Origin of the sequence: Algoriphagus sp. 4150 (genome assembly GCF_031457395.1) — a bacterium.
Taxonomy (GTDB): domain Bacteria; phylum Bacteroidota; class Bacteroidia; order Cytophagales; family Cyclobacteriaceae; genus Algoriphagus.
The window spans coordinates 55,871-69,249 of sequence record NZ_JAVDWS010000021.1 but is presented as its reverse complement, the minus strand read 5'-3'; the positions used below and the strand labels follow the sequence as shown (position 1 = coordinate 69,249).

Below are 13,379 nucleotides of genomic sequence, written 5' to 3'. Positions count from 1 at the left end.
TAGTAGTATAAATTTCTTGTGTCAATTATGATTGATTCCTGATCAGAACCTCGTCTGAACGGAGAATGTAACTGTTCTGGCAAACGGGTATTGGATACCACGCTCCAACTTCACAGGTGCCCATCTCCAGATATCATTCATGGTCACAGTGAATTTCAGACTCTGCATTTTCAGATCTTTAGCCAGCTTGCCATAGCTTTCGTAACTCAGATTAGCTGAACGCAACTCTACGGCATTGTCCGCCTGCAAAAATCGTGAGGAGGCATTCGTATTGTCCCTGATCGCTACATCCTTGAAGAATGCTATGTCTCCCGGCTTCTGCCACCTTTCCGACAGCACGCGCCGATCTGCGTTGTATCTTGGATCTGCATTTTCCACCCGGTCCACCAATGTCTGATTATAAAGGTCCCCTCCCAGTTTGGTGTAAAAATTGACTGATAGGTAGAAATTCTTGTAAGAGATATTGGTACCGAAAGATCCGTCGATTTTAGGTGAACTATCGCCTACGGGTACATTGTCTTTGGCATCGTACTCATAGGTAATTGTTCCATCCCGCTTCATATAAAGCTCTCTTCCATTTTCCGGATCGATACCTAAAGAAGGAACTGCGTATATGGTATTCAAAGACTCCCCTTCACGAAATCTCAACAATGGCGCGCCTCCCTGATCTTGGTCAACTTCGTCGTTGTACTTCTTCAGCGATTCAGAGATTTTCTTGATGGTGTTCTTGTTATGGGCAATGTTGGCAAAGAGCCCTACAAACCAGCCGCCTGCTCCGTGGATCACATTGGTTCTCATCATTACCTCAAAACCCTTATTCTCCATCACACCAAGATTGGCTTTATAAGAACCAAACCCCACAGATGACGGTACGATGATATCTGCCAGGACATCTTCTGTATTTCTATAATAGTACCTAGGCAGGAGGTAAATTCTATTGTTGAAAAGTGAAAGCTCCACACCAAGATCATAGTTTCGTGTTCTTTGCCATTTCAACGACTCATTACCATAACCCAGACTCACAGCACCTACTCCGGTCGAATACCAATCATTTCTATATTCATATGTGGTTTTGGACATGTAGGACGGAAAAGAAACCTCTCCGGTAACTCCCGTTGTTGCCTTGATTGTCAGTCTATTAATAAATGATCTATCAGACAAGAAATCCTCATTATGCAGGTTCCAACCAATACCGGCTGCCCAAAAGGGGGCATATTTGTTTTCAGTTCCAAATTTTGATGAACCGTCAATTCGGGTGGCTAGGTCAAAGAGGTATTTATCTTTAATAGAGTAATTGACATTGGCAAATACTCCCAGCAAACGCTCTTCGGATCTATCTCCGTTAGGAGAAGCATTTTCTTCATAGCGATTGGCAAAAGAAATATTCGTGAATCTGTCGCTTATGAATCCTGTCGCCGCAAAGCTCTTGAATTCAGAACTGTAGGTCCTCCAGTTGCCTCCCAGAGATGCATTGAAAAAGTGTCCTCCAATAACCTTGTTGTATGAAGCCACAAAATTCCCATCTATAGCAGTCTCATTTGCCCCTGCATAATCATACCTCCCTCTCCGCTTTAGGTCATCACCGGTATAGTTATAGAATTCATTGCTGAACGGTGATTGGTATTTATCCCTATCCGAAAGCATCCTGTTCAAACTGATTTGCGCCTGCATTCGCAAACTCGGCGTAACCCGGTAAACAGTGGAAAACGAATTGATAATCTGTGTGTAATTCTCGACATCAGAATTGCTTAGGGTAGCGTTGTAGGCGGGGTTCAGCACTACATCCTGCACTTGAGTACCACTGGTTTCCCGTCTCCTCCAGCTGTCCACTGCTTGAAGAATATTTCCATTATCGTCCTTTTTAGGATAATAGGGGTTCATTCTTGCATAGTCGGCAAAACTTCCATAAGGAGACTCCTTACTTTTTGTTATCGTGATCGACAGTTGATTATTGAAAGTGATTTTATCTTTCAAATTGTAGGTAAGCCTCAAATCCCCTCCATAACGGTTTCGCTCAGACCCTTTCATGACACCTTTCATTTTTTGATATCTTCCCGTCACTCCATAAAGCATCGTGCTGGATCCTCCCTCTGCATTAATTGAATGCGAACTTCCTATGGATGTCTCTACAGGTTCGGACAACCAATAGGAATCCACACCGCTAACCACGTTCTTCTTCTTTTGATAGTAAAGCAAATCCAATTCATTCTGGCTATTACCATTGGTATTGGTACTTGTGCTGTATAGCCCGGCCAACCGCTCATATTCAAGCTTTTCCTCAGCATTTAGCAACTGGTAAACCGATAGATCCGGCCCGCTGATATTTACATCGGCGGTATAAGTCACCTGTATTTTCCCTTCTTCCGGAGGGTAAGTCGTGATGACTACCACTCCATTGGCAGCACGGGACCCATAAATAGCAGCAGCAGCAGCGTCTTTCAGCAAGGTGATAGAAGCGATCCTGTTATAATTGATATCAAAAACAGTTTGAATACTTACCTGAAAACCATCCAAAATGAATGTTGGGAGATTAGGATTATTGATCAGTGAGGCTTTGCTCAAATTAAAATCATCGGTAGATCCAGAAGTATTGCTTGGCAAACCTGTGGAACCTCTGACGGTAATTTCCGGTATGGAATTGGGATTGGAGCCCAAAGAGGTGTTTTCCGACACCCTAAAAGAAGGGTCAAACAATTGAATGGCTGCAAGGATATTGGTAGGGTTAGCCTGCTTCAAATCCTCGCCTGAAATAGTAACTGTAGTTCCTGTAAACGATTCCTTCCTGATCTCAGAGTAACCATTGACCACCACTTCACTCAACTGGCCTATCTCCTCTTCCAGTGTTATTTGAAAGATACTTTGATCTCCGATTTTCACTTCCATAGGTTTATACCCTATAAAGGAGATTACCAGAAAATCCTTTTCATGATCATCGGGGATATAAAACTTGAAATATCCATCAATATCCGTAGTTGTTCCAATGCCGGTACCTTTCAGCATGATAGTGGCTCCTACAATACCTTCCCCTCTAACATCCGTTATTTTTCCGGAAAGAACTTTCGATTGGGGTGAGTTGAGTGGGATGATGTAGGTTTTTTCTCCATCTTTCTTTTCTTCAGACGTATGTTTAAAAAGGACAAGTTGTCCACTCATTTCTTTGTAATCAACTCCAAAATCAGACAGGGTCACTCTAAGCACCTCACTCAGCTTTTGCTTATTGAATTTTGGTGAGATCTTTTCATTGACAGGAATAACGGAGGGACTATAGACAAACCTAACATCTGCCATGGACTGAAGGCTTTCCAAAAAATCTACGATCTCGACTTGTTCTAATGAAATAGAAATTCTTTTATCCAGTACTTGCCCATTTGTCACTCCTATGGAGAGGACTAGGGCCGTAATCAATAGCATGGATATTCTATTATAAATATCCTTTAAAGCATAGAGCTGCTTTCTTTTCATATATTTGTAATGTCATTGTTCTAAAATTAACTTGGGCAATATCCTACCATCAGGTAGTAGTCAGACTGGCAATGTTAGGGCATTGCCAGTTTTTTTATCTACGCTCAGCTGATTCTATTTAGAGGACAGAATCAGGTATCTCTGTTAAGTTTTAGGGGGATAGTAGCGGTGTCACATAGTCTGCTTTTTTATGAGAATAATAGGTTTGGTTAGAGGCTGCATGCATTTCCTTTGATAATGATGCTGAGGTTGTTTACTTCATATGACATTCCGGTGGATTGACATATCAAATCAAGTTTGGAATACATATTTTCATCATTTAAATCACCGGTAAAGGTGCAATTGTATATTTTCGAATCGTCGGGAATGATATTTATCCCATAGGTTGATTCGATATCATTCAAAACTTGCTGTAGCTGTACATTTTTATAGTTAAACCCAAACTCGACAATGGCTTGCGCACTCATGAGTGGTTTTGGATTATCAACTATTGCAGGGACTAATTTTTTTGAATCTTCATCGAAGATTACTTTTTGATTCGGTGTGATGTAAACCTCCTTATTCGCATCAGTTGCAAATATGCTTTGATTATTGGCGGTGACCATTACTTTCCCCGTAACTACCTCCACTTCACTTTCCTTAGAATCTCCCGACCTTACGTAGAAACTGGTCCCAATAACTTTGGTAATCAAACTATTAGAAAACACATAAAATGGACTGTCGGCATTTTTACTCACTTCAAAAAATGCCTCTCCCGACAAAACGACCTCTCTTCTATCTTTTTCAAACGCTGTCGGATAAGTTATTTTGGCTCCGGCATGAAGGGTTATCCTACTTCCGTCCTCCAACACCACCGTCATAAGTGAGTCAGTTAGGTTTTCTTTTATAACAGGTTTGTCAATCGCTGCTATTCGTTCTTGTTGGGTGAAATACGAATGCTTATAGGAAACATTGATAAACAAGGCTGCACAAATAACAATACCGACAACTGCCGCGGCAGCCACAAACTTCGGCCACAGTCTAACAGCACGAGCGCGGTTAATTGGCTCAATTTCCTTTTTTGAGGGGTGCGCGGATTTAGTAATGATATGAGCCAATATTCTATCCCTTACTGATTCCAGTTCTTCTGCACCTATTTCAGGTAAATCGTACTTTTTGTCCAGAGTATCGTACCATGCTTCCACGATTTCCCGTTCTTCATCGCTGCAGTTGCCCGATTGATAGCGTTCCAGTAAATTTTGAAGGTAATCTCTGCTCATAATTTGCTCAATTCATGTGTATAGTCAATCAGACTTAGCTTATCCCTAAACACGAGATGATATTTTTGTGAATTTTTGTGAATTTGTTCCTATTGGGCTAATACAGGAATTTGATTTTATGGAAAACCGGTGATCGACTACCAAGTTTTGAAGAGCCAAAAGAGAATTACCATCAAGTATTCTTTTAGATAAATCCTCATCTTCTTAAGACTTTGACTGATATGGTATTCTACCGCCTTTTCGGAAAGGTCCAACAGGTCGGCTATTTCCTTTACAGGTTTGTTTTCCTCCCTACTCATTTTAAAGACCATCCTTGTCTTTTCGGGAAGAGAATCCATAGCATGGCTTATACTTTCCGACAATTCATTCAGTCTGGCCAAATGATCGCTACTGCTCTCTGAAGAATTAGTATGATTTTTGGCAAATTGCCTGTACTTTTCCTTTACAGCCTGGGATTTGTAAAAATTAATGATAGCGTAGCGAATGGACTGATTTAGCCAGCCTGAAAGATGCTGAATACCCACCATATTTCTTCGATCCCATAAGCTCATGAATAGATCTTGGGTAAGCCCTTCCGCTTTTTCCTTGTTTCCAATCTTTCTGTATGCCTGTAAAAATATCAGTTTCCAATAACGGTTATATATTTCCTGAAAGGCATTCTCATCTTCTTCATTTACCAAACGATCAACTAACTCTTCATCTCGTAGTAAAGAGTAATTCATAGCGTTTTCTTTAATATTTTAAATGCTGACATAGAACTTCATGTGTCTAAAACTAAGTAAAATTAATTTTAGAATAACATGGTCAACTCAAATCAAACATGGGATTTATTGAATAAACTCCCTGTTTCCTTACAAATACTAAAACAAAAATGACTTTCTGATGTGAAATCTTCATTTACGCTCACTCGGGTTCCTATTAATTAGGACTTTCTGAAAAAGTCTCTGATATGCCAGCCCTGCCTGTCCGACAAGGCAGGTTCAAGGCGTCCGAGTGAAGATGCATGCTTGTTAATGGGTAAAATTTCCGAAAATCTTGTTTTACAAAGAATTAAGGTTTAGAACTCACTAACAAACAAGTTCGTCTATTGAAAAATAAACCCCGAAGGCCCAGGACTACACAAACCTTAAACCTACAAGAAAGGCGGGGCTTCTGGAATTATAAAACGCCAGTCGGAAAACAGAGCTTGAGGCACACAATACCAAGAACATCTGCAATCGTTCAATTTTACCATAATGCCCGTCAAAAACAAAGCAGCCGAGAATGCAATTTCCCGGCTGTACAAAATTCAATGTTAGTTTACCCTTGTGGGGCAGCCTCATTAAAACTGATCATCCAGTTTATTCCAAATTTATCTGTAAGCATCCCGAAATAATCACCCCAAAAAGTATTATCCATAGGCATAGTCACTTTTCCTTCTGCCGAGAGTTTGGCAAAAAAAGTATCGGCTTTTTCCTTGGAGTCAGTATTTATTGAAAGCGAGAAATTATTCCCAACAGTCAATGGCCCGCCATGTCCTCCTGTATCGCTTCCCATCAATACACATTCCTTGCTGATCGGTAAACTGATATGCATGATTTGGTTTCGGGCATCGTCTGATATAGGATAATTTGGGTCTGCAGGCATATCGGAAAATCTCCCTACATGGGCAAATTCTCCCCCAAAAACGGAGCGATAGAAATTGAAGGCACTTTCGCAATTTCCTTCAAAAGTCAGGTAAGTGTTAATCGTAGTCATAGAGTCTCGGGTTAAGTGTTGTAATTCTTAGATATTATATATTTTCAAGTAGATGATCCTTACTGCCGTTCATTATAATTACCTGGATACAAGCACATAAATTATGAAAATACTGTGACTTGATAAAAAGTCACTATACCTCCATTAGCTTCCATTTTCCTTTTCTAAAGAAGTAAAGGGCAACCAGGGAATGAAAACTATGGCTAAATGAAATGGATATAAATATCCCCAAATGAGCCAAACCAAAGGTAAAAGCGAGCACATATGCCAATGGAATCTCAATAAACCATAGCACACCAATATTAATCCATGCCGGGGTTTTGGTATCACCTGCCCCATTAAATGCCTGTGTCAACACCATCCCCACTGCGAAGAACACATAACCCAATACCACTACCCAAAGTCCTTGGGCTGCTACTTGCTGCACTTCCGGAATATCGGTAAAGAAACCCGCAAGCTGTTGGTTGAACAGTAAGTAAATTCCCGTCACCGAAGCCATGAAAATCACGGTATATCGTGTTGTCATCCATACAGCTTTTTCTGCACGATCCGGTTGCTTCGCACCCAGATTCTGTCCTACCAAAGTAGATGCAGCACCTGATAAACCCCAAGCAGGTAAAAGCGTGAATATCAAAATCCTAAACGCAATAGTAAAACCTGCCAAAGAAGCTGATCCAAACTCCGCATTCATACGGGTAAGAGCAATCCATGAAACCGAATCTATCAAAAATTGTCCCATTCCCCCTACCGCGATCTCCATGATTTTCTTGATGATTTCCCAAGAAATCGCAATGTTCTCCTTTAAGATTTTTAGCTTATGCTTTCCATTGAACAAGTGATACAATTGGTAAACCACCCCTACTCCTCTACCAAAAGTCGTAGCTATTGCAGCTCCTTCCAGACCAAATCCGGAGAAATTTCCGACTCCAAAAATCAGGAGGGGATCCAAGATCATATTCAAACCATTGGCGATCCAAAGCGACCGCATAGCATGGTGCGCCTGTCCTGCACCTCTGAATGCTCCGTTCAACAGAAACAACAGCATGATCGCGGTATTACCTGCAAAAATAATCCTCGTATAACTCACACCGGTCTCAATGACTTTTGCCTCTGCTCCCATCAGGCCCAGAATATCAGGCGCAAATATCCACCCCAGAACTCCCAGTACTATGGATATCACTCCCCCGACAATTAGAAGTTGGAAAGCTGCCGCCCCCGCCTCTTTGTACTCCTTCTCTCCGAATCTTCTGGATATTAATGCTGTAGCAGCCATGCTGATTCCAAATCCCATGGCATAAACCAGCACTACCACCGATTCTGTCAAGCCTACAGTGGCGATGGCGTGCTCTCCGAGTTTTGCCACAAAGAATATATCCACTACAGCAAAAGCTGATTCCATCATCATCTCTAGAATCATGGGAATCGCAAGTACGAAAATGGCTGTTTTAAGTGAAAGGCTGGTAAAGTCCTGCTCTTTGCCACGCAGGGCATCTTTGATTAATTGCCAGGTCATCGTTGGTTGGGAAATTATGAAGGGCGAAAGAAAGGAAAATTTTCGATGACGGGAAAACTGCCTGAGTTAATAAAGAGTTACCAAACGCATATCAGACACATTTTGTCGCTTTTCCCCTACTTTCCCCTTTACAAATCAATTCAGTCCCATTGATTCATTACTCGATTCCCGTTCCCAGCCAATCTGCTCTATGCCTAATCGTTCTGATCTTCCAATGCCCCGTCTTATAATAAATAAAAGCTACCAAAGCCGCAACAAGATTGGATAGTGGAAATGCCCACCAAATTCCTTCAAAGGCCAGGTCTGTTCGCTGAGAGAGTACAAATGCCAAGGGAAAACGAACAATCCACAGACTGAAAACTGAAATCAGCATGGAAGCCTGGGTAAACCGTGTTCCATTAAACAGACCATTTAATACCTGCTGAACTCCGAGTAATCCAAAGCTCGGAGCCATAATTCTGATAAATCTAGCTCCATCTTTAATTACCTGAGGATCATTGGGCACAAAAAAAGCAGTCAGCTGCTCCGCAAATGCAAAAAGTAACAGCCCAATACCGGTAAGTCCAAAGAATGCAATTTTCACACTTAAATCTCCGATTTTCTCTGCTCCTTTTATTTGCCCTGCCCCTACTTGCTGTCCTACCAGTGTGGTCGTAGCTATAGCCAATCCCAAGGCCGGGACGATCACCAAGCTGAGAATTCTTGCCCCTATGCCGTAGGCAGCCACTACCTCACTTCCAAAGCTGGTCACCAGCATTACCATAACAGTCATTGCCGCTGCCCTGGAAGATTGTTCCAGGCTGGCAGGGATGCCGAGTGCAAACATGCGTTTGACCCACTTAAACTGAGGCATCATGTGAGCCAGCCGGATTTTTATCCCGCTTTTCCCACTGAAAAGAATAATCATACCAACCAGCGCGGAGAGCCCTTGGGTGATGACACTTGCGATAGCAGCCCCTGCCACTCCGTAACCCGGAATAGATCCAAAGCCAAAAATAAAAATCGGATCCAGAAACAGGTTTAACAGCACCGTACCGAAAACTATGTACATGGGCAGTAACACATTGCCTATTCCACGCATAAGCGACTGGAAGACAAAGAACATAAACAGGAATACAAAACCCCAGGAAGAAACTTTGAAATAAGTGACTGAATCCTCCAGAATTTCAGGACCTGCTCCCACCAGATTCATTAGAGGAGATGCTGAAAAATATCCCAAAACAGCCAAAACAATAGACACGAAGAAAATGATCAAAACTGTCTGTGAGGCACTGAAATCAATCATTTTTTGATCATTTGCCCCTTTGAATTGGGAGATTATCACTGTGCCTGCCAAGGTCAGTCCCGCACCCAACGAAAGAACCAAAAACAAAATCGGAAAACTGATACTGACAGCCGCCACAGCATTTGCCCCCAATCTCCCCAGCCAAAATGTGTCTATCAGTTGATAGGCAGTTTGCAGAATATTTGCCATTATAATTGGCCAGGCTATTGAAAAAAGTGTGTTGACTAAGCTTCGTTCTTTTATGGTATTATCCTTATGCATGGTAATAGAAAAAGCAGTTTCATAAAAAACCTACCTGCCCAAGTTCTAGGTAAAATCTGTGAAATAGAAATTATTTGGGCACGAATGAAGAAAAGAAACTAAGTACTAATTGAATATAAATGAAAAAGTATTGCTTAAAAGTTCAAAATAAATTCGCTTTCAAACACGCAGCGATCCCAAATAAGTCTTGGAAGGATTAAGCTAGTTAGAATGATTTTGCATGGTCAATAAAACTCTACCAATCCCCTGCTTTCATAATGAGCGGTCGCAAAAATGAGCCGATATTCTTAATCCAAGTCAGGCATCTATGGATTAAGGTTTGGCGTAGAATTTATTGCCCAATTAACGGAAAACATATGCAACTTAATCATCCAGAATTCTTGATATAAAACCCACACTACTTCTTCAGACGAGCCGAAACAGAACAGAACATGCTCAAAAAGCGCATATAAGCGGCTTAAACCTCCCTTTATTACTCTCTATGCAGATTAAAAAAACAATTGAAGGCATTGGCATCATTGCGGATAACTATAATCTAAAAAACTATCATTATGAAAGGATATATATTGGGATTAATTGTGGCCGTTTCTTTCGCTTCCTGTGAACACGCCTCTACTCAGAATCAAAGCATGGATGAGTTAAAGCATGAGTGGGAAAAAACTTCCGGGGAAGCCCAATCCCTTTCCGAGAAATTAGGCCAGCTACATGCTGATTGGCAAGCACTATATCGAAGTGACAGCTTAGAAGTACCAAATGGAAACACCAATTGCGAAGAGGTCGGAAAAGCATATGAAGATATGCACATCCAGGTACAGAGTTTTGTAGATGAGGGAGAAAAAGAATCAGCGGAAATAGACCGCTTGTCAAATCAATTTATTGAAAACACAATGAGTGAAGAAGATCAAAATCAACTTAAGAGCTTACAACTCGCTATCGATGAAAGGAAAGAAGAAATAGACAGATGGAAGTACAATCTTGATTCTTTGCAGAAAATCTGCTCAACCCCAAATGAAATAACAATAGATTAGAACAGTACATTTTGTGCTTCTCCACTATAATTTACATCGATTTTCTTAACATCAGTGAATGAAAATGAATGTAAAATTGTTAAAAACGCATTTTTTTTGCCCGTTAATGAACGGCGGATATCAGTAAAGACATCTGCCATACAAATTTATCCTGCCATCTGCGAGACTCATGAAACAAGAAGGCGGAATAAGTTATTAGAAAAAATGACTTGAATGGAAGCCATTTTTTCTAATAACCTTTATGTTCATCTCCGAATATTTCCTTTACTACCCATCCTTTTCCCCACTCTTCCCGCTCAGATTCTGACCATAATTCAGGGTAGAAAATTACTTTTTGAAAACGCGGAGGAAGGTATTTCTGCCAGTTGGTCCCACCCGTGGCTGCAATATCCACAGGATCCCTTTGGAGAAAACGAACAGCCGATTTATAATGGGCCAGAGGCCAGAATACATTAGCCTTTAGATCAAACTGCTTCATTGTCTCAGTCAACTCCTCGGTGGGATTAGGCACATCGATGTAGCGCTGCCATAAATTTTTACGCCTATAAGCATCCATCAAATCCATCAATTTCTTGCTGTATTTGGCTTCAAAGTTTTTTAGCGTAAGCGTCTTCTCCCCCGTTGCCAATTCGACAGCTCCTTGCTGCCAATACAGGTTTTCAAAAATCTCGTCAGTAGGCGTATGGAAATCAGGATCGGTACGCTTGTCCAATGCCACCAAATTGAAGGCATCTGCAGCCATCAATTCTATCTCTCTATATTGGGCACTTTGAAACCCACTGGAAGGAAGCAGGGACATCCTAAATTTAAGAAACTGCTCCTGCTCCATGCCCTTCCACATCATCGCAAACGAACTGATGAGATGATCAAAGTACATATTGATCCGCTCCAACTTAGCCAGAAAATACTTCTCTGTAATAGGCTGTTCCTCTGCAATTTGCTCCATTTCAGAAATAATCAGCTTAAAATACAACTCAGTGATCTGATGATAGATGATAAAGATTTTTTCGTCCTTGAAAGAGGTTTTGGGCTGCTGCAAAGAAAGCAATACATCAAGATTGATGTAATCCCAGTAGGTCAAATAATCTGAATATAACAAGCCTTCCAAGTACGAAAGCATATCCTGCCCGGATGACATGAATTTCTTCTGAAGCAGTTCTATTTTCTCTAATATCTTGGGATCAAATCGGGATTCCTCCATGAGTAATTTTTAATGGAATTGATAGTTTTTTAGCCCCATTTCCGGTTAATTAGAATCGTGACGGGAGCTTAAACCCGAATTATGCATTAGCCTTTCTGTTACGGGCTTTAATTACTTCAAAATCAGTCACTACGTTACTATTTTCGACTTCACCATAGCCATTGCTATGACTCAGTCTCCAAACATTCTGATTTTCTTGTAATTACAGCCCTCACCACGAAACCCAATGCAAAAGGCGGGTTAAATTCCCGACAAAAATCACAGATTCATTCGTATAAACCAAAAATAACATGGAGTCAGTTGAAATCAGAAAGTCATTGAAGCGGGATACCTTCGAAGGTGTCGATTTTTTGGACCTGGATGACTTGCTCACAGATGAGCATAAATTGATCCGAACTTCCATCAGGGATTTTGTCAAGAAAGAGATATCTCCTTACATAGAAGACTGGGCCCAAAAGGCATATTTTCCCACAGAAATTGTCAGGAAATTTGGTGACGTAGGAGCATTTGGACCGCAGATTCCCGAGCAATACGGCGGTGGCGGGTTGGACTATATTTCCTACGGATTGATCATGCAGGAGATAGAACGGGGTGATTCCGGAATGAGATCTACAGCTTCTGTACAGGGCTCCTTGGTGATGTATCCCATTTACAAATTTGGATCAGAGGAACAGCGAAACAAGTATCTGCCTAAGCTTGCTTCCGGAGAAATGCTGGGATGCTTTGGATTGACTGAGCCAGATCATGGTTCCAATCCAAGTGGCATGGTGACCAATTTCAAGGATATGGGCGATCACTTTTTGCTAAATGGTGCCAAGCTATGGATCTCCAATTCGCCCCAAGCGGATATCGCAGTGGTTTGGGCAAAAAATGAGGAAGGAAGAATTCACGGACTGATTGTAGAACGGGGAATGGAAGGATTTTCTACGCCGGAAACCCACGGGAAATGGTCTCTTCGGGCTTCATGCACCGGCGAACTTGTTTTTGATAATGTAAAAGTCCCAAAAGAAAACCTGCTCCCGGGAAAATCAGGTCTCGGTGCTCCGTTGATGTGCTTGGATTCTGCACGCTTTGGAATCGCCTGGGGCGCGATCGGTGCGGCCATGGACTGCTACGAATCCGCCAGAAAATACGCAGCTGAGCGTATTCAATTCGGTAAACCCATTGCAAGTTTTCAATTGGTACAGAAGAAGCTTTCGGAAATGCTTACCGAAATCACCAAGGCCCAATTACTGGCATGGAAAGTCGGTAAAATGATGAATGAGGGAAAAGCCAAGACTGTCCATATCTCCATGGCAAAACGGAACAATGTTGAGATGGCTTTAACTATCGCCCGGGAAGCGAGACAGATCCATGGAGGCATGGGAATCACAGGGGAATATCCGATCATGCGCCATATGATGAATCTGGAATCGGTGATTACTTACGAAGGCACCCACGATATCCACTTGCTGATTTTGGGTCAGGAGATTACTGGGATACCCGCTTTTGTATGAGATTTGGATATTTAACCACGGAGGGCACGGAGGGTAACGCAGAGGTCGCGAGGATAAAAAAACATAACATACTCAGGTACTTTTCTAGGCAGATTAGTTTTTAGCGTAAATGGAAAAATGAATGAACAGAAGCAATT

General features: G+C 41.6%; 9 protein-coding genes. 2 read left to right on the top strand and 7 right to left on the bottom strand.

Annotated elements, in window-relative coordinates; genetic code table 11:
* Window positions 1-42: 42 nt before the first annotated feature.
* The 6 genes from J2X69_RS20560 to J2X69_RS20535 form a co-directional block, all read right to left on the bottom strand.
* Window positions 43-3,462 carry a SusC/RagA family TonB-linked outer membrane protein gene (locus J2X69_RS20560; RefSeq protein WP_310107586.1) on the bottom strand — a complete coding sequence of 1,140 codons (3,420 nt, stop codon included), beginning with the start codon at window positions 3,460-3,462 and terminating at the stop codon, window positions 43-45.
* Between the two features lie 209 nt (window positions 3,463-3,671).
* Window positions 3,672-4,721: a FecR family protein gene (locus J2X69_RS20555; RefSeq protein WP_310107584.1), complete on the bottom strand. Its 1,050-nt coding sequence runs from the start codon at window positions 4,719-4,721 to the stop codon at window positions 3,672-3,674.
* Window positions 4,722-4,858: 137 nt separating this feature from the next.
* The gene (locus J2X69_RS20550; protein WP_310107581.1) at window positions 4,859-5,443 is read right to left on the bottom strand and encodes an RNA polymerase sigma-70 factor; all 585 of its coding nucleotides are present in this window, start codon (window positions 5,441-5,443) and stop codon (window positions 4,859-4,861) included.
* Between the two features lie 577 nt (window positions 5,444-6,020).
* Entirely contained in the window at window positions 6,021-6,458 is a 438-nt protein-coding gene (locus tag J2X69_RS20545; RefSeq protein WP_310107579.1) for a VOC family protein, read from the bottom strand.
* Window positions 6,459-6,591: 133 nt separating this feature from the next.
* Window positions 6,592-7,971, bottom strand: a complete 1,380-nt coding sequence (locus tag J2X69_RS20540) for an MATE family efflux transporter (RefSeq protein WP_310107577.1) — start codon at window positions 7,969-7,971, stop codon at window positions 6,592-6,594.
* 157 nt (window positions 7,972-8,128) lie between these two features.
* Entirely contained in the window at window positions 8,129-9,517 is a 1,389-nt protein-coding gene (locus J2X69_RS20535; protein ID WP_310107575.1) for an MATE family efflux transporter, read from the bottom strand.
* Window positions 9,518-10,068: 551 nt separating this feature from the next.
* Between J2X69_RS20535 and J2X69_RS20530 the strand changes: the two genes are divergently transcribed.
* The gene (locus J2X69_RS20530) at window positions 10,069-10,545 is read left to right on the top strand and encodes a hypothetical protein (RefSeq protein ID WP_310107573.1); all 477 of its coding nucleotides are present in this window, start codon (window positions 10,069-10,071) and stop codon (window positions 10,543-10,545) included.
* Between the two features lie 229 nt (window positions 10,546-10,774).
* Here the strand turns inward: J2X69_RS20530 and J2X69_RS20525 are convergent, their stop codons facing one another.
* Window positions 10,775-11,746, bottom strand: coding sequence for a tryptophan 2,3-dioxygenase family protein (locus J2X69_RS20525; RefSeq protein WP_310107571.1), 972 nt, complete (start codon window positions 11,744-11,746; stop codon window positions 10,775-10,777).
* Between the two features lie 290 nt (window positions 11,747-12,036).
* Here J2X69_RS20525 and J2X69_RS20520 point away from each other — a divergent pair, with 290 nt between their 5' ends.
* Window positions 12,037-13,242 (top strand): acyl-CoA dehydrogenase family protein, encoded by a 1,206-nt coding sequence (locus J2X69_RS20520; RefSeq protein ID WP_310107568.1) that lies wholly within the window; start codon window positions 12,037-12,039, stop codon window positions 13,240-13,242.
* Window positions 13,243-13,379 lie beyond the last annotated feature (137 nt).

What these genes read in the sequence shown, in the direction of transcription:
- J2X69_RS20540 (WP_310107577.1), bottom strand. Translation starts at nt 7,971, where the DNA reads ATGACCTGGCAATTAATCAAAGATGCCCTGCGTGGCAAAGAGCAGGAC.
- J2X69_RS20525 (WP_310107571.1), bottom strand. Translation starts at nt 11,746, where the DNA reads ATGGAGGAATCCCGATTTGATCCCAAGATATTAGAGAAAATAGAACTG.
- J2X69_RS20560 (WP_310107586.1), bottom strand. Translation starts at nt 3,462, where the DNA reads ATGAAAAGAAAGCAGCTCTATGCTTTAAAGGATATTTATAATAGAATA.
- J2X69_RS20535 (WP_310107575.1), bottom strand. Translation starts at nt 9,517, where the DNA reads ATGCATAAGGATAATACCATAAAAGAACGAAGCTTAGTCAACACACTT.
- J2X69_RS20545 (WP_310107579.1), bottom strand. Translation starts at nt 6,458, where the DNA reads ATGACTACGATTAACACTTACCTGACTTTTGAAGGAAATTGCGAAAGT.
- J2X69_RS20555 (WP_310107584.1), bottom strand. Translation starts at nt 4,721, where the DNA reads ATGAGCAGAGATTACCTTCAAAATTTACTGGAACGCTATCAATCGGGC.
- J2X69_RS20550 (WP_310107581.1), bottom strand. Translation starts at nt 5,443, where the DNA reads ATGAATTACTCTTTACTACGAGATGAAGAGTTAGTTGATCGTTTGGTA.
- J2X69_RS20530 (WP_310107573.1), top strand. Translation starts at nt 10,069, where the DNA reads ATGAAAGGATATATATTGGGATTAATTGTGGCCGTTTCTTTCGCTTCC.
- J2X69_RS20520 (WP_310107568.1), top strand. Translation starts at nt 12,037, where the DNA reads ATGGAGTCAGTTGAAATCAGAAAGTCATTGAAGCGGGATACCTTCGAA.